We start from the raw sequence: 16157 nt of genomic DNA, 5'->3' as shown, positions 1-16157 counted from the left end.
TTACTGCTCCGCCGGCGTCCGCGACGGTTCCGCGCCCACGTCCGCTCCGGTCTCGTCCACCAGTTCCGCGCGGCGCCGCCCGGCACCCTTGATGCCGAACCGGTAGGCCACGAACAGCAGGGCGATCCACGCACAGCCCACCAGCAGCGCCACCCGGGTGTCCGGCATGATGCCCAGCAGCACCACGATGAACACCATGAAGCCCAGCGCCAGGTAGGACGCGACGGGCCAGAACGGCACCGGGAATTCCGACGCCGGCAGCGCCTTCCGCGCAATCTCCCGCTTCATCGCGATGTGGGAGAGCAGGATCATCAGCCAGACCCACACGGTGGCGAACGTCGCGATCGACGCAACGATCAGGAACAGGGACTCCGGCAGGAGCGCATTGAGCACGACGCCGGCCAGCAGCACCGCGGCCATCGTCGCCACCGTCATCCACGGCACCCCGTGGCGGGAAATCTTCGCGAAGGCCTTCGGCGCGTGGCCCTGCTCGGCCAGCCCGTACATCATCCGCCCGGCGCCGAACGTGTCGGAGTTGATGGCGGAAATGGCGGCGGTGATCACCACGGCGTTGAGGATGTGCGCGGCCGCCGGGATGCCCAGCATGTCGAAGATCTGCACGAAGGGGCTGGTGGAACCGTCGATCCGGTCCCACGGGGAGATCATCATCAGCACAGCCAGCGTGCAGACGTAGAAGAGCAGGATCCGCACCGGCACCGTGTTGATCGCGCCGGGGATCGCCTTCTTCGGGTTCTTGGCCTCGCCGGCGGTGATGCCGATGGTCTCGATTCCGCCGAAGGCGAACATCACAATGGAGAAGGAGGCCAGCAGCCCCCAGAACCCGTTGGCGAAGAAGCCGCCGGAGCCCAGCATGGTCTCCAGTCCCGGGTTGGCGCCGTCCGGCAGCCCGAAGCCGAAGATGATGATCGCGGCGCCGCCGGCAATCATCGCGATGATCGCCGCGACCTTGACCAGCGACAGCCAGAACTCGGTCTCGCCGAACACCCTGACCCTGACCAGGTTGAGGGCGGCGATGAAGAACACGACGGCGAGGATCCAGATCCAGCGCGGCACCTCGGGGAACCAGAAGCCCATGTAGATGCCGAACGCCGTCACGTCCGCGATCGCCACAATGGCCATCTCGAACGCGAACGTCCAGCCGGTGATGAAGCCGGCGAACGGCCCCAGGTAGCGGCTGGCGTACTGGCCGAACGACCCGGAGACCGGGTGCCGCACGGCCATCTCGCCCAGCGCCCGCATGACCAGGAACACCGCGGCGCCGCCGATGGCGTAGGCCAGCAGCACGGCCGGGCCGGCGGCCTGGATCGCTGCGGCCGAGCCGTAGAACAGGCCGGTACCGATCGCGGAGCCGAGGGCCATGAAGCGGATGTGGCGGACAGTCAGGCCACGCGCGAGCGCGGACGCGAATTGCGGCATCGGAGAAACTACCTTGCTGGAGGGAGACGGCCGGTCAGAAAATGCGGCCAATCAATTCTACGCCCCGCCCGCAACCTGCGCGGGCCACCGCCGGTTCCACCCGCACCCCGCTTCGACGGTCGGAAGGGTACGGTCCTTTTGCAGTGGACGGGTCGGCAATGGCAGAATTATGCTGTCCACGACGTCAGGTCGCGGACTTTTTCTGTCTTTGATCTTGAGAGGATCTGATGTCCACTCCCGGTGACAGTCCGGGGCATAGTCCATGCCCCCTGCTGACCCTCGAAAATACTCCGAGAAACGCAGCAGGGGGTGTTTGTAAGTGGAACTAATGTCGATCCTCGGTGGCCTCCTCCTGATAGCTGGCTGTGGCTTGTTCGTTGCGGCCGAGTTCTCCCTGATCACGGTCAACCGCAACGCGGTCAGGGACGCCGCAGCCGCCGGCGACAAGAAATCCGTCGGTGTCTTGAAGGCGATGAACACGCTGTCCACCCAGCTGTCCGGCGCCCAATTGGGCATCACGCTGACCAACCTCGGCATCGGCTTCCTCGCCGAACCGGCGATTGCCGTCCTCGTATTGGGCCCGCTCATGGATGCAGGGCTGGCGGAGCCGGCAGCCCGCTCCGTTTCCATCACTATCGCCTTGGTTCTGGCAACGGTCTTGACCATGGTCTTCGGCGAGTTGGTTCCGAAGAACCTGGCGATCGCCAAACCACTGGCCACCGCACGCGCCGTTTCAGGCTTCCAGCGCGGATTCAGTGCCGCGACCAAGCCACTGCTCGTGTTCTTCAATGGCACGGCCAACAAACTGGTCCGGGCGATGGGCATTGAGCCGCAGGAAGAACTCGCGTCCGCCCGTTCCGCCGAGGAGCTGACCGTTCTGGTGCGCCATTCGGCCCGGCAGGGCGTACTGCCGGTGGAGACCGCCGAACTGGTCCGCCGGTCGTTCGCGTTCGGGGCCCGCCGTGGCCACGACGCCATGACTACCCGAACGCGGATAGTTTCTGTCGCCCCCGATCAGAGCGTTCAGGAGATGCTCGACATCGCCGCTGCCAGCGGCCACTCACGCTTCCCCGTCATGGAGCCCGGTTCCCATGAGGTGCTGGGTATCGTGCATATCCGGCGCGGCCTGGCCGTGCCCTTTCCCGACCGCGGCCGCCGTACCGTCACCGAGATCATGGATGCCCCTACGCTGATCCCGGACACCGTTGAACTCGACGACCTGATGGACACGCTGCGGGCCGGCGGCCTCCAGATGGCGATTTTGATCGATGAGACCGGTGACGTCGCTGGTCTGATCACCTTGGAGGACCTCGTCGAGGAGCTCGTGGGTGAAGTCTTGGACGAACACGACCCCGACGACGGCAGTAGTGAACGGCTGCCCTTCGGTGTGTGGCGTCTCGACGGCGCGCTGCGCCCCGATGAGGCGACAGAGATCTTGGGTCACGCCATTCCGGACGGCACCGAGTACGACACCATCGCCGGCCTGTTTACCCTCCATCTGGGCCGTATCGCCGAGGCCGGAGACACCGTCGAGTTGGCGACGGAGCAGTCCCATGGCCACCCGGCAGCCAAAATCGAGCTGCGCGTCGAGGAGATGGACGGTGCAAGGATTTCGAAGCTCCTGGCCACCGCCACGCCCCTTGGAACCGAAGAAGAGGGCCGCTAAATGGATGCCACCGGAATCATCCTGACCATCGTCCTGCTCGCCGCGAACTTCTTCTTCGTCGGCGCCGAGTTCTCCCTCATCGCCGCGCGCCGAAGCATTATCGAGCCCCGGGCAGAACAAGGCGGACGGGCCGCCAAGATGACCCTGTGGGCCATCGAGAACGTCTCGCTCATGATGGCCGGCGCGCAGTTGGGCATCACCGTCTGCTCTCTGGCGCTGGGCTACGTCACGAAACCCATGGTGGTTTACGCCCTCGAAGGGCCCTTCAGCGCCTGGGGAGTCCCGGCCGCCTTGATCGACCCGATCGCCTACGCCATTGCCTTGAGCGTCGTGACGTTCCTGCACGTGGTCCTCGCCGAGATGGTGCCGAAGAACATTGCCTTGGCCGGACCTGAGCGGATGGCCTTCGTCCTGGGCCCGGTGCTCGTCGTCGTCGTACGCATCCTGCAACCGCTGCTGTGGTGTATGAATGCCATCGGCAACGGGATTCTGCGCCTGTTCAAGGTGGAACCCAAGAACGAGGTCGCCAGCACCTTCACCCGCGACGAGGTGGCAGGCCTGGTGGAGGAATCACGCGAGGGCGGGCTGCTGGACAAGCAGGATGAACGGCTCCTGCTCGGCGCCCTGACGTTCGAAGAACGGTCGGTCGAGAGCATCGTGATCCCGCTCAGCAAGGTCACCACCCTTCTGTCCGGATGCACCCCGGAGCAGATCGAACAGGTTGCCGCCAACGGCTTTTCCCGCTTCCCGGTTCAGTCCGCCACAGGGGAACTGGACGGATACGTCCACGTCAAGGACCTGCTCAAGCTCGACGCCACGGCCAGGAACCGGCCGTTGCCGGCCAGCCTGGTCCGCGCCCTGCCGCAGGTGAACCTGAACGCTGCGCTGCGTTCCTCGTTGCACCGCATGCAGCGCGAAGGGGCACACCTGGCGCTTGCCATCGACGGCTCCGGCCGCCCGTACGGCATTGTGACGCTCGAGGACATGCTGGAAGAGCTCGTCGGACAGATCCGCGACGACAGCCGAAGCACCCGCGCCTGAAACGGCAGGGCAGCCGGGGACCTGAAGCTGCATAGGGGAGAGGCTGCTCCGGTCCGCGGTGGGCTCGCCGAGTCGGGCGTTGAGCCGGACTCGGCGAGCCGTGCTCCGACGTCCGCAAGAGAATCTACGCCAAACCCTTGACCCTATGTCCAAAGCAGGACTAACCTGCAACCAAATGGTTGTAGATCAAGTCAGTGACCTCGAGTTGGACCGCCTCTTCCAGGCGCTCGCCGACGCTACCCGCCGCGACATCGTCGCCCGGGTACTCACCGGCGAGTTCTCGGTGTCGGGTCTGGCGGCGGGGTACAGGATGAGTTTCGCCGCGGTACAGAAACACGTCGCGGTCTTGGAACGGGCTTCCCTGGTGGTTAAGGAGAAGCGCGGAAGGGAGCAGATGGTGCGGCCTCATCCTGAAGGAGTGCGGAGAGCGCGTCGCCTGCTCGACGAATACGAGATGCTCTGGCGCCAACGCGTTGACCGGATCCAGGACATTCTCGCCAAGGGATAGGAAGGACACCGACATGCCGATTACCGACACCAAACAGGACCTCGAGGGCCTGACATTCACCATCGTGGCCGAGTTCGACGCACCCGTCGAGCGGGTCTGGCAGCTCTGGGCAGATCCGCGCCAGTTGGAACGCTGGTGGGGACCGCCCGAGTGGCCCGCCACTTTCGACAAGCACGAGTTCTCTCCCGGCGGCAGAGCCAACTACTACATGACCGGTCCGGACGGCGAGACATCCGGCGGCTGGTGGAAAATCACCGCGATCGAGGCCCCGCACCGGCTGGCCTTCGAGGACGGGTTTGCCGACGACGACGGCGAGCCGGTGGCGGACATGGGCACCACCTACGCCACCGTGACGCTGGAATCCATCGACGGCCGCACCCGGATGACCACCGAGTCCAGGTTTGAGTCCGCGGAGCAGCTGGAAAAGATGCTCGAGATGGGGATGGTCGAGGGCGTGCAGGGGGCCATAGGCCAGATCGACGCCATCCTCGCCGAGCCCGCGTCCGCCTGAACCCGTACATTTCGCGAGCGGAAGGAGCACCCGTGTCACTCGTGCCATCCGGCCAGCCCGCCGTCCTGGCTTTGCCGACGGCGGACCGCCGCACATCGTTCGATTTCTACCGGGCACTCGGCCTGGCTGCCGTCGGTGAACCCGCCGACGACGGCATCCCCGAGCCCCTGCAGTTCGAGGTGAACGCCGGCCTGCGGCTGATGTTTGTTCCGCACGGAGGCTTCGGCTGGGTCACCGCCAACCGGCCGATGGCCACCGGCGACCAGACGGAATGCCTGCTGGGCCTGCCGGTCGCCTCGCCAAAGGAGGTGGACGCGACAATCGACGCGGCTCGCCAGGCCGGGGCGAAAGTCGTCATGGAACCTGGCCGGCAGCCGTGGGGTTACTCGGCCGTCTTCGCCGACCCCGACGACCACCTCTGGCAGGTCACCGCCTCCTAGTTCCGGAAGGTTAGAGGCCGGGTGTGGCTCCTGCTACGGGAGCCGCACCCGGCCTTCGTCCTGCGCGCCGACGGTGGCACCATCCGGGCGACGCCCCGGCGTCGTAGGCTACGAACATGGCCATCATCTACGACGCAGTGCTGAAACCCACCAAGCTTGAGCTTTTGGCCGCGTGGTTGCCGGGGCAGCCGTGGTTCCGGGAACTCGGGGCAGACGCCGCCGAGCTGGAGCACCTTGGTGCCTTCCGCTTCGACGATCCGGACGGGGAAGTCGGCATGGAAACCCACCTGGTCCGGGCCGGCGGCGGTCCGGTGCTGCATGTCCCGTTGACCTACCGCGGCGCGCCCTTGCCCGGCGCCGAACGGTTCCTTGCCGGGACCATGGACCACTCGGTGCTCGGTGACCGCTGGATCTACGACGCCTGCGCCGACCCGGTCTATGCCGCCGCGCTGGCCACGGTCATCATCCAGGGCGGTGCCGGCGCGGAGGTGTTCCGCGACGTGGCCGGGAAGCTCGAGCCGGCGACCGGCGCCCTCCCGGTGCGCGGCAGCGGCGGTCCCGGCGGCATCGTTCCCACCACGACGACGGCGGTGCCCACCACCGAGGGCGGCGTCACCACCATCGACGCCAGCCCGCTCACGCTGACCGTCTACCGCACCCCGGGTTCCGGCGAGCGGCCGGGCACAGCCCTGACCCTGACCTGCTCGCTGTCGGGCCAGCAGCCGCTGATTCTTGCCTCGGCCTGGTGAATCGGCCGGACTGGAAAATGCCTACACCGGAGTGGACCCGCAATACGTGGTGCTCGATTTGACCCGCGGGAGGCGCGCCGGATAGGTTTTCGTGGCGTAGCTCACCAGCCAGCCCGTACGGGCGAGGGGAGCCTGCAATCGGCCTGACCGGATGGCGATGGAGCCATTGCCCGGCCGTCCAAACGGAAACTTCCGCAGATGCGCAGTCCCACCCTAAGGAACACATGAGCACCGCGAGCACCACCAACGAACCGCACCTCCAGCGGTCCTTGTCCAACCGTCACATCCAGTTGATCGCCATCGGCGGCGCGATCGGTACCGGGCTCTTCATGGGCTCGGGCAAGACGATTTCCGTCGCCGGCCCCTCGGTCATCTTCGTGTACATGATCATCGGCTTCATGCTCTTCTTCGTCATGCGGGCGATGGGCGAGCTGTTGCTGAGCAACACCGAGTACAAGAACTTCGGCGACTTCGCCGGCGACATCCTGGGGCCGTGGGCGGCGTTCTTCACCGGCTGGACGTATTGGTTCTGCTGGGTGGTCACCGGCATCGCCGACGTCGTCGCGATCGCCCACTACGTGGCGTTCTGGTGGCCGGACCTGCCGCTGTGGATCCCGGCGCTCGCCTGCATCCTGCTGCTGCTCGCGCTGAACCTGCCCACCGTGCGGGCCTTCGGTGAAACCGAATTCTGGTTCGCGCTGATCAAGATCGTCGCCATCATGGCCCTGATCGTCGTCGGGCTGGTCATGATCATCACCGGCTTCGAGCACGACGGCGCCCGCGCCTCCTTCGGGAACCTGTGGGAGCACGGCGGAATGTTCCCCACCGGCTTCATGGGCTTCGTGGCCGGCTTCCAGATCGCCGTGTTCGCGTTCGTCGGAATCGAACTGGTCGGCACCACCGCCGCCGAGACTAAGGACCCGGAAAAGAACCTGCCGCGGGCGGTGAACTCCATCCCGATCCGCATCCTGATTTTCTACGTAGGCGCCCTCATCATCCTGATGGCAGTCCAGCCGTGGACGAATTTCAACGCCGACGAATCCCCGTTCGTGGGCATGTTCGCCCTCGCCGGCCTCGTCGGTGCGGCCGGCGTCGTGAACTTCGTGGTGCTCACTTCGGCGACGTCGTCGGCAAACTCGGGGATCTACTCGACGTCGCGCATGATCTACGGCCTCTCGCTGGAGGGGGATGCTCCGAAGCGCTTCGGCAAGCTCTCCAGCCGCGGTGTGCCGCGCAGCGCGCTGCTGTTCTCCTGCATGTTCCTGCTCGCCGGCGTGGTCCTGCTCTACGCGGAGGGCAGCGTTTCCGAGGCGTTCACCATGGTCACCACCGTCTCGGCGCTCTGCTTCATGTTCGTCTGGACCATCATCCTGGTGAGCTACATCGTGTACCGCCGCCGCCGGCCGCAGCTGCACGAGGCCAGCAAGTTCAAGATGCCGGGCGGCTCGTTCATGCCCTACGTGGTCATGGCCTTCTTCGCCTTCATCCTGTGGGCGCTGACCACCCAGCCGGACACGTTGGCGGCCCTGCTGTTCACCCCGGTCTGGTTCGTCGCGCTCGGCATCGGCTACCTGTGGCTGCGCCGCAACCCGGAGCACACCGCCATCCGCGCCGCCCACGACGCCAAGGTCGCCGAGGAGAAGGCGGCCCTCGCCGGGCGCGAGGACGCCCTGGCCGGCCAGCGCTAGCGGAGCCCGCTCCCAGCCTCGAATAACGTCCGCTTCCCGGGTCTCCGGGGAGCGGACGTTTTCCGTTTCGCGTCCTCTCTGCAGCCAGCCCCTGTCCTCAGCGCCCGCCATGTCCGAGCCGGCAATGGCGGCCACCTGAACGCGAGCTACGATGGGCGCCATGGAAGATTCGATCACGCTGCGCTTCCTCGCCGCGCCCACCGACGTCGCGGCCGACGGGACCACGGTGCAGGCCGGGAGGGTCCTGGAATGGATCGACAAGGCCGGGTACGCATGCGCCGTGGGGTACTCGGGCGGCTACTGCGTCACCGCGTACGTCGGCAATGTGCACTTCACCCGGCCGATCCACAACGGCGACCTGATCGAGGTCAGCGCCCGCATCGCGCACACCGGCCGTTCCAGCATGCAGGTGGTTGTTACCGTCGACGCCGCGGATGTGCGCTCGCGGCAGTTCCGGCCCGCCATGGACTGCATCCTTGTGTTCGTCGCCATGGACGAGCAGCGGCGGCCCCGGCCAGTACCGGCGTGGGCGCCGACCGACGACGCGTCGGAGCGGCTGGCCCGCGGGGTCGCCGGCCGGCTGGAGGCCGGGCGCGAGATTCGCGAGGTGATGAGCGCCCAGGCTTACACAGATGCGGGGACGACGCCCTCCGAAAGCTTCCGTTTCCTCGCCGCCCCCACGGACGTGAACTGGGGCGGCCATGCCCACGGCGGGATCGTGATGCGCTGGATCGACGAGGTGGCCAGGGCTTGTGCCATGGGCTGGTGCGGTGCCGACGCCGTGGCGGTCTACTCCGGCGGCATTCACTTCCTGAACCCGGTCCACATCGGGGACCTGGTGGAACTCTCCGCGCGGATGATTTACACCGGACCGCACTCCATGCACATCGCTGTCCACGTTCGGGCACGCGACCCGCGCGGCGGCGACTGGCGGGACACCACTCAGTGCATGACCGTCTTCGTCACCCGGGACGACGCCGGCCACGCCGCCAAGGTTCCGCAGCTGGTGCTGCGTTCCGATGAGGACCGGCGGCTGGCTGCCCACGCCCAGGACCTGGTCCGTCGTCGAGCCGCGCTGCCCCCGCTGGAGTTCGGCGTCGAGCGGACGTACTGACCATAACCTCGCGGCAAAAGTGCGGAGCACGATGAACGGTCCGAGGTTGGACGTTCCACTTTAAGGTCAGGTGCAGCCGTGGCCCGCCCCCCCTTCCCGCGCGCGGTTCAAGGCGCAAGAATGAACGCGGCACGGAACGCGCCGCATCCACTAAGGAAGGCAGACCCATGGCACTGGACCTTAACCCCTACCTGCAGTTCAGCGGCAACGCGGCGGAGGCGATTGAGTTCTATCACTCCGTGTTCGGCGGTGAGCTGCAAAAGATGACCTACGCCGAGGGAATGGGCGACGAGAACCCCGAGACCGGCGCAAACATCATGCACTCGTCGGTGTTCGTGGACCGCGGCTTCCTGCTGATGGCCGCGGACGCGCCGCCCGAGATGCCCTCGTCCGGAAACGGCTCCATATGTCTCAGCTCCAGCGGAGAGGACCCGGCCGACGAGGCCAAATTGCGGACCTATTGGGAGGGCCTGAGCGACGGCGCGACCGTCGAGATGCCGCTGGATAAGGCGCCGTGGGGTGACTACTACGGACAGCTCACGGACAAGTTCGGCGTGAGCTGGATGGTCAACATCACCGGTCCCGAAAACGCCGACGCAGCACGGTAAACGGCAGCCGGCAGGTGGCAGAACGGGGACTACATGGCCATCACGGATTTCGACCGTTACCCGCTCACCTTCGGCCCCAGCCCGGTCCACCGCCTGCCCCGACTCAGCAAACATTTGGGCGGCGCGCAGATCTGGGCCAAGCGGGAGGACGTGAATTCCGGCCTGGCCTACGGCGGCAATAAGACCCGCAAGCTTGAGTACATCGTCCCGGACATCCTCGCCGAGGGCGCGGACACCATCGTGTCCATCGGCGGCTTCCAGTCCAACCACACCCGGCAGGTGGCGGCAGTGGCCGCGACCCTCGGACTCAAGGCCCTGCTGGTGCAGGAGAACTGGGTGGACTGGCCGGACCCGCTCACCGACCGCGTCGGCAACATCCTGCTCTCCCGGCTCATGGGGGCTGACGTGCGGCTCGACCCGGCCGGCTTCGACATCGGCATCCGTGACTCCTGGCAGAACGCCATCGCCGAGGTCGAGGCGGCCGGCGGCAAGCCCTACGCCATCCCGGCCGGCGCCTCTGAGCACAGGCTCGGCGGGCTGGGCTTCGCCAACTGGGCCTACGAGGTGCAGCAGCAGGAGAAGGAACTCGGCGCCTTCTTCGACACCATCGTGGTCTGCACCGTCACCGGCTCCACCCACGCCGGCATGATCGCCGGGTTCGCCGCCCTGCAGGACGCCGGCGGCCGGCCGCGCCGCGTGCTCGGCATCGACGCCTCCGCCACCCTGTCCAAGACCCGCGACCAGGTCGGCCGCATCGCCCGCAACACGGCGCAGCTCATCGGGCTCGAGCGGGAACTGCACGACGACGAAATCACCGTGCTGAAAGGCTGGGCCGGCGACCTCTACGGCATCCCGGTCGAGTCCACGCTGGAAGCCATGCGGCTGAGCGCCTCGCTCGAAGCCATGATCACCGACCCGGTCTACGAAGGAAAATCCATGGCCGCCCTGATCGACCTGGTCGGCAGCAAGCAGATCCCGGCCGAGAGCACCGTGCTCTACGCCCACCTCGGCGGCCAGCCGGCCCTCAACGCCTACAGCGGCCTCTTCCGGAGCTAATAAACAACGACGGCGGCGCTCGCCACAGTGCCAGGGGTGTCGAGGCCGGCCACCGGCTTTATGGTGACGGGCAGAGGGTGGTCGATCGTGGGAGGGCACCTACGGGAGAAGATCGAGCATTCCGGGCCGCGCCTTCATGGCATGGATGACGAGTTCGTTGCCACTGTCGAACACGAGCACGACCGTCTCCAGCAGGCGACCCTGCGTGTCGAATCCGAGCCGAAGCTGGCGCGCGGGGCTCTCTTCGTCGAGCTCCTCGATCCAGAGCGCCCACGTCGCAGCTTGAATCGCATCCACAGGGAGGATGCCGTGCTTGAGTGCTGAATCGTGAACCTTCACGCAGCGTACGCGGCCAGAGCTTCACGGATGACGTCGGAACGCGTCTTCCCTTCACGCGCCGCCCGGTCATCGATAGCGGCGAGTTCTTCCGACGTGAGGCGGAGGGCGACGACCTGCGAGGGCTTCGCGCCCCGCCCCGGCCGTCCGCGGCCGCGCTTCTTCAATGCGTCGACGTTGTACCCAGCCTCGGCCTCGGCTGCCCATTCCGCGATTTGCTCCTCGGAGACCGGCACACCGTTGATCGCCTCGCCTGTACTCATAACGATATCGTAATACGTAATTGGCTGCGCATCAATGCCGCAACGCGAAGCTTGCTTGTTTCGGAGTTAGCAAACAACGACGGCGGCGCTCGCCTGAGCGCCGCCGTTCAGCGGGTCCCCGGCCGGCAGGGGAGCGCTAGCGGGCCAGCTGGATCAGGCTGATGTACAAAATGGTCACGGCAAGCGCAGCCAGCACCTGCCACAACACAACGGTTTTCCGGCCGGCGGGCCTCCGGTGTACCTCGTGCTGGTACTCGACGGCATCGAGGGCCAAGCCGATGAGGATGGCACCGCCAAGGTTCATCCAAAAACCGTTGCCGGCCATATTGAAAAGGGTGATGAACAGAAAGATGAAGGCAATGCCGAGCACATCGGGAAAGACCTTGCCGCCGCTGGAGAATTTCCACTCCAGGTAGCTTTTCGGCTTTTGCTGCGTTTCTGAAGTCGTTTGATCGTGGGTTGTCATGCATTTCCTCCGGGCTTAGTCTGCCGTCATTGTGCCATGACCGCGGACTAGGTCGAAGTTTGAGCCAGCTTTACGATCCACTCGGGGGTCTGGTGCCCTTGCTTCTTGTCTGTCACTACACGCAGCTTGGCCGCTTGAACTCTGATGTGCTCCTGCTGGGAATTCTCAGTAGCTATAGGGGACGGCGGCTCGATCTCCACGTCCTCAAGAGCCGTGACCTTTTGAACCAAAACGTCGGTTGAAGCGACCTGGAGGATCCTCGCCTCTTCTTCGCCGGCGAGATTGCTTTCGGCGAGGAGCGCCAACACGCCGAGCCCGACGACCTTGCGGTCCATGCTGGGCGACATGGACGCATCCAACGCCCACTCCGCTCTCGCCCACCACTGAGCACGACGATCGGCCTCGGCCTGAGCCCGCATGCTGCGCCAGCCTATGTAAGCGGCGATGAGGGCAGCCAAGAGGATAGCCAGCGGACCGAGGGACGCGAGGACATCCCAGACATCATGGGCGTCGTTGCGGACCACAACCTCGAGCGGATCCGGAGCTTGCAGCGGGATCATGGCTCCAACCTACGGCATGCATCGGTTGATGTGGCTTAGGACATCGGGTTATTTGTGTGTTCGGTATTTGCTCAACACAGGAGGTGGCGTTCCGGAAAACGGAAACGGCGGCTGCATCTTTTCTCAAAGACTGGGATGATCAGGCCATGAGTAAGTCATCGATGATCATTCCTTCAGATCTTGCACGTGCGGCCCGCGCACTTACTCAGGTCTCGTCCAAGGTGATCGGCAAGGCAGCCGGTCTGGACAAGAAACAGGTGCGCGACTTTGAGAAGGGCAACCAGGCACTGACTCCGGAGCAGAACTGGCAATTGCGCCGTGCCTTGGAGCAGTTCGGCGTCGTCTTCATCGAGGACGACGACCACGGCGGGTACGGTGTCCGCCGCAAGTTCAACGCCACCAAGATCCAGCGTCTGGAAACCTGGGAAGGCGAAGGCGGAGCGGCGCACGAGGACGACATCTAGCTGGGCGCATCTTGTCAGCCGCTTGCGCTGACAAGTACGGCTGGTGCTCCCCGCTGTCAGAACCGGTCGCGCAGCCAGGACCGGCCCCGCCCCGTCCGTCCCGGCGCAGAATGCTTAGCTAACTTTCCCTTCGGCGACGCGCACGATGTAGTCATCGGTCTTCTTGCCGGTCTTCTTGTCCAGCTTCACGATCAGCGCGGCCTTCATCTGGCGCACCTGACGCTCCAGAGACTCCTCGTTCGCCATGGTCGGCGAAGTGGTCTTCTGGCTCTTGCCTTGGACTGTCTGCCGCTCGCTCGTTGACATCATCAGCCTCCAAGTCTTCTCTCTTAAGGTTAGCTTTCGCTTCGTGCCCGGGAAAGGCATCGAACTTCAGGACGGAACTGATCATCTCCAAGTCCCGACTGGTTACCCTCCAGCGTCTGCGCCACGTCCATGGTTTGTGCGCAATTCGGGAATTTTCAGTAAGGTGATCGAGCATTTTCGTGCCGATGGCCTGAGTTTTCAGCGAGTCAGATTCAGATTTGCCGAGTGCGAATTGCACGCGTTTCCACCATTCGTCGCTGGCATCGGCGCGTGTCCGTTGCCGTACGGTGGCGAGGGCCGCCAGCGCTGCAAGGAAACCAACCAGTGGGAGCAAGAGCGGTGCGTAAGGCAGGAAGATATCAGCCCCTGGTTTTAGCCAGTGCAAGATCGCCTCGACAGCGTCTGAGAACCAACCCATACAAGGAGCCTATGCGCCGCTACTGACCGTATTGGGCGCGATGAAGCCCCACGCGCGTCAGCCGGTATGGGCCGGGGAGGCCAGCGATTCGATCAGGTCGAGCGAATTCTGCGGGCAACAGCATCCCGCGGGATCGCGCAGATCCTTGTGCGGAACGGTGGCGTCCGCAAGGATGCAGGTGATCCCCGTGCTGCGAAGAAGGAGTCGACGCGATGACAAAGTATTTGATCTCGTTTCCGAGTGCCGCCATGGACGTTCCGGAGGAAGAGTTGCCGGCCGTTTCGGATGCATCGCACGCGGTCGTTCAGAAGGCGAAGGACGCCGGCGTCTGGGTGTTCGGCGGCGGCATCGATGAGAGCATCCCGCCCGTCATGGTCGACGGCGATGGGACCGTGAGCGAGGGCACCTACCCGCAGACGAAGCAGCTCGAAGGGGGCTACTCGGTGCTGGAGCTGCCCTCGTATGATGCAGCCCTGGAGTGGGCCGCGAAGATCGCAGTCGCTTGCCGTTGCGCGCAGGAGGTGCGGGCTTTTCACTACGACCCCGCCAGCTAGGACTCGGATGGGTGGTCCTCCACGCTCGGCTCGTGAGCACACCACTACATGGGCTCGGGTGATCAACTCGGAACATGCAAAACGCCGGGTGCAGCTCTGAACTTAGAGCCGCACCCGGCGTTTCGTTTCACTGTGCTTCCGCAGGGCCGCCGGCCCGCCCGACCATCGGGCTGCTTGTGGCGAAAGATGCGTGGACCTTGCGGCCCTGCGGAAAGTCTTGGTGCCGGCGGCGGATCGGGGGCTGGCTATTGACCCCGGCCCGCCGCCGGACGGATCAGGCGGCGGCCGGCTCCCTGACCGACGACGGCTTCTCCAGCAGGTAGTTCTGGTAGGCGGGGATCGTCAGGAAGGCCGGGAACTCTTCGCCCAGGGCAACCTCTTCGAAGATCTCGCGGGCGTCGTCGAACCGGTCGCCGTCGAACCGCGGCAGGGCGGCGAACTCTTCCTCGAGCAGTTCGCGGACCCATTCGCGGGTGATGATCTCGCCGTCGTCGGTCACGGCGTGGGCGTGGATCCACTGCCAGATCTGCGAGCGGGAGATCTCCGCCGTCGCGGCGTCCTCCATCAGGTTGTGGATGGCCACCGCGCCGTTGCCGCGCAGCCAGGACTCGATGTACTGGATGCCGACTTCCAGGTTGGTGCGGATGCCGGTCTCGGTGATGGAGCCCTCGGTGCCGGCGACGTTCAGCAGGGCGGCGTCGTCGGGAACCACGTCCTCGCGCTGGCGGTCCAGCTGGTTCGGCCGTTCACCCAGCACGCCGTCGAACACCTCGCGGCAGACCGGCACCAGGTCCGGGTGCGCCACCCAGGAGCCGTCGAACCCGTCGGAGGCCTCGCGGGTCTTGTCCGCGTGCACCTTCTCCATGGCGATGGCGTTGGCCTCCGGGTCGCGGCGGCTGGGGATGAACGCGGCCATCCCGCCGATGGCCATGGCGCCGCGGCGGTGGCAGGCGCGCACCAGCTGCTCGGTGTAGGAGCGCATGAACGGCGCCGTCATGGTCACCTTCGTCCGGTCCGGCAGCACGAACCGCGGCCCGCGGGCGCGGAAGTTCTTGATCACCGAGAAGATGTAGTCCCAGCGGCCGGCGTTCAGCCCGGAGGCGTGCTCGCGCAGCTCGTACAGGATCTCCTCCATCTCGAACGCGGCCGTGATGGTCTCGATCAGCACGGTGGCGCGGATGGTGCCCTGCGGGATGCCCAGCAGGTCCTGTGCCAGGATGAACACGTCGTTCCACAGCCGGGCTTCCAGGTGCGACTCGATCTTCGGCAGGTAGAAGTACGGCCCGCGGCCCTGGGCGATCAGCCGCTGCGCGTTGTGGAAGAAGTACAGCCCGAAGTCCACGATGCCGCCGGCCACCGGTTCGCCGCCGATCAGCATGTGTTTCTCCGGCAGGTGCCAGCCGCGCGGCCGAACCACGATGGTGGGCAGGTCGGTCAGCGTCTGCCCGGTCAGCTTGTATTCCTTGCCGGTCTCGGAGACGAAGTCGATCCGCCGCTCCAGCACGTCGGTCAGGTTCAGCTGCCCGTTGACCACGTTGGACCAGCTGGGCGTGGAGGAGTCCTCCAGGTCCGCCAGCCACACCTTCGCGCCGGAGTTCAGCGCGTTGATGGTCATCTTCTTCTCCACAGGCCCGGTGATCTCCACCCGGCGGTCCTCCAGCCCGGGTGCCGGGGGAGCGACCTTCCACGAGGAATCCTCGCGGATGTGCCGGGTGCCGGGCAGGAACTTCGGGTCGTGCCCGCGGGCGATCGACCGGCGCCGGCTCTCCCGCTGGACCAGCAGCTCCCGCCGCCGGGCCGCGGTGGCCTGGTGCAGCCGGGCCACGAACTCCAGCGCCTGCGGCGTCAGCACTTCCTCCTGCCGGCGCACCGGCGGGGCCGTCAACGTAATCCCGTTCAAGGTAATCGGATCGTTCATCGCTCATTCACTCCTCAAGAATCCAAGTACGACGGCGGTGCTCACCTGAGCGCC

The 16157-nt window shown here is 65.7% G+C and carries 19 protein-coding genes; 12 read left to right on the top strand and 7 right to left on the bottom strand.

Annotation, left to right across the window (positions count from 1 at the left end; genetic code table 11):
• Nucleotides 1-1437 carry an amino acid permease gene (locus AC5RUK_RS10280; RefSeq protein WP_494152121.1) on the bottom strand — a complete coding sequence of 479 codons (1437 nt, stop codon included), beginning with the start codon at nt 1435-1437 and terminating at the stop codon, nt 1-3.
• Nucleotides 1438-1756: 319 nt separating this feature from the next.
• On the opposite strand from AC5RUK_RS10280, the gene AC5RUK_RS10275 reads away from it, so the two are divergent.
• The 10 genes from AC5RUK_RS10275 (at nt 1757) to AC5RUK_RS10230 (ending at nt 10818) form a co-directional block, all read left to right on the top strand.
• Nucleotides 1757-3103 (top strand): hemolysin family protein, encoded by a 1347-nt coding sequence (locus AC5RUK_RS10275; RefSeq protein WP_493988613.1) that lies wholly within the window; start codon nt 1757-1759, stop codon nt 3101-3103.
• Nucleotides 3104-4144 (top strand): hemolysin family protein, encoded by a 1041-nt coding sequence (locus AC5RUK_RS10270; protein ID WP_494152120.1) that lies wholly within the window; start codon nt 3104-3106, stop codon nt 4142-4144.
• Between the two features lie 175 nt (nt 4145-4319).
• Nucleotides 4320-4652: an ArsR/SmtB family transcription factor gene (locus AC5RUK_RS10265; RefSeq protein ID WP_493988624.1), complete on the top strand. Its 333-nt coding sequence runs from the start codon at nt 4320-4322 to the stop codon at nt 4650-4652.
• A gap of 13 nt (nt 4653-4665) precedes the next feature.
• The gene (locus tag AC5RUK_RS10260) at nt 4666-5163 is read left to right on the top strand and encodes an SRPBCC family protein (RefSeq protein ID WP_494152119.1); all 498 of its coding nucleotides are present in this window, start codon (nt 4666-4668) and stop codon (nt 5161-5163) included.
• Between the two features lie 32 nt (nt 5164-5195).
• Nucleotides 5196-5603, top strand: a complete 408-nt coding sequence (locus AC5RUK_RS10255) for a VOC family protein (protein WP_494152118.1) — start codon at nt 5196-5198, stop codon at nt 5601-5603.
• A gap of 116 nt (nt 5604-5719) precedes the next feature.
• A complete protein-coding gene (locus AC5RUK_RS10250; protein ID WP_494152117.1) occupies nt 5720-6352 on the top strand; it encodes a CG0192-related protein in 633 nt (210 codons plus the stop codon).
• 224 nt (nt 6353-6576) lie between these two features.
• Nucleotides 6577-8040 (top strand): D-serine/D-alanine/glycine transporter, encoded by a 1464-nt coding sequence (cycA, locus tag AC5RUK_RS10245; protein ID WP_494152116.1) that lies wholly within the window; start codon nt 6577-6579, stop codon nt 8038-8040.
• Between the two features lie 160 nt (nt 8041-8200).
• Nucleotides 8201-9154: an acyl-CoA thioesterase gene (locus tag AC5RUK_RS10240; protein ID WP_494152115.1), complete on the top strand. Its 954-nt coding sequence runs from the start codon at nt 8201-8203 to the stop codon at nt 9152-9154.
• Between the two features lie 167 nt (nt 9155-9321).
• Nucleotides 9322-9762 (top strand): VOC family protein, encoded by a 441-nt coding sequence (locus AC5RUK_RS10235; RefSeq protein WP_494152114.1) that lies wholly within the window; start codon nt 9322-9324, stop codon nt 9760-9762.
• A 33-nt stretch (nt 9763-9795) separates the two neighbouring features.
• The gene (locus tag AC5RUK_RS10230; RefSeq protein ID WP_494152113.1) at nt 9796-10818 is read left to right on the top strand and encodes a 1-aminocyclopropane-1-carboxylate deaminase; all 1023 of its coding nucleotides are present in this window, start codon (nt 9796-9798) and stop codon (nt 10816-10818) included.
• Nucleotides 10819-10917: 99 nt separating this feature from the next.
• Here AC5RUK_RS10230 and AC5RUK_RS10225 read toward each other — a convergent pair whose 3' ends face one another.
• The 4 genes from AC5RUK_RS10225 to AC5RUK_RS10210 all read right to left on the bottom strand — a co-directional run bounded on the left by AC5RUK_RS10225 (nt 10918) and on the right by AC5RUK_RS10210 (nt 12443).
• Nucleotides 10918-11157, bottom strand: coding sequence for a toxin (locus tag AC5RUK_RS10225; protein ID WP_494152112.1), 240 nt, complete (start codon nt 11155-11157; stop codon nt 10918-10920).
• The gene (locus tag AC5RUK_RS10220; RefSeq protein ID WP_494106848.1) at nt 11154-11417 is read right to left on the bottom strand and encodes a ribbon-helix-helix domain-containing protein; all 264 of its coding nucleotides are present in this window, start codon (nt 11415-11417) and stop codon (nt 11154-11156) included. The genes AC5RUK_RS10225 and AC5RUK_RS10220 overlap by 4 nt, the downstream gene beginning before the upstream one ends.
• Before the next feature lie 136 nt (nt 11418-11553).
• The gene (locus AC5RUK_RS10215) at nt 11554-11883 is read right to left on the bottom strand and encodes a hypothetical protein (RefSeq protein ID WP_494152111.1); all 330 of its coding nucleotides are present in this window, start codon (nt 11881-11883) and stop codon (nt 11554-11556) included.
• 47 nt (nt 11884-11930) lie between these two features.
• Entirely contained in the window at nt 11931-12443 is a 513-nt protein-coding gene (locus AC5RUK_RS10210) for a hypothetical protein (protein ID WP_494152110.1), read from the bottom strand.
• Nucleotides 12444-12589: 146 nt separating this feature from the next.
• Here AC5RUK_RS10210 and AC5RUK_RS10205 point away from each other — a divergent pair, with 146 nt between their 5' ends.
• On the top strand, nt 12590-12907 hold the full coding sequence (locus AC5RUK_RS10205) for an XRE family transcriptional regulator (RefSeq protein ID WP_494152109.1): 318 nt from the start codon (nt 12590-12592) through the stop codon (nt 12905-12907).
• Nucleotides 12908-13021: 114 nt separating this feature from the next.
• On the opposite strand, the gene AC5RUK_RS10200 is transcribed toward AC5RUK_RS10205, so the two are convergent.
• On the bottom strand, nt 13022-13216 hold the full coding sequence (locus AC5RUK_RS10200) for a hypothetical protein (protein WP_494106844.1): 195 nt from the start codon (nt 13214-13216) through the stop codon (nt 13022-13024).
• A gap of 627 nt (nt 13217-13843) precedes the next feature.
• Between AC5RUK_RS10200 and AC5RUK_RS10195 the strand changes: the two genes are divergently transcribed.
• Entirely contained in the window at nt 13844-14185 is a 342-nt protein-coding gene (locus tag AC5RUK_RS10195) for a YciI family protein (RefSeq protein WP_494152108.1), read from the top strand.
• A 274-nt stretch (nt 14186-14459) separates the two neighbouring features.
• Here AC5RUK_RS10195 and aceB read toward each other — a convergent pair whose 3' ends face one another.
• Nucleotides 14460-16103 carry a malate synthase A gene (gene aceB, locus AC5RUK_RS10190; RefSeq protein WP_494152107.1) on the bottom strand — a complete coding sequence of 548 codons (1644 nt, stop codon included), beginning with the start codon at nt 16101-16103 and terminating at the stop codon, nt 14460-14462.
• Nucleotides 16104-16157 lie beyond the last annotated feature (54 nt).

This window comes from Arthrobacter sp. Y3223065, assembly GCF_059090885.1.
The sequence above is the reverse complement of the archived record's forward strand: the minus strand, read 5'-3'. Positions and strand labels throughout refer to the sequence as shown.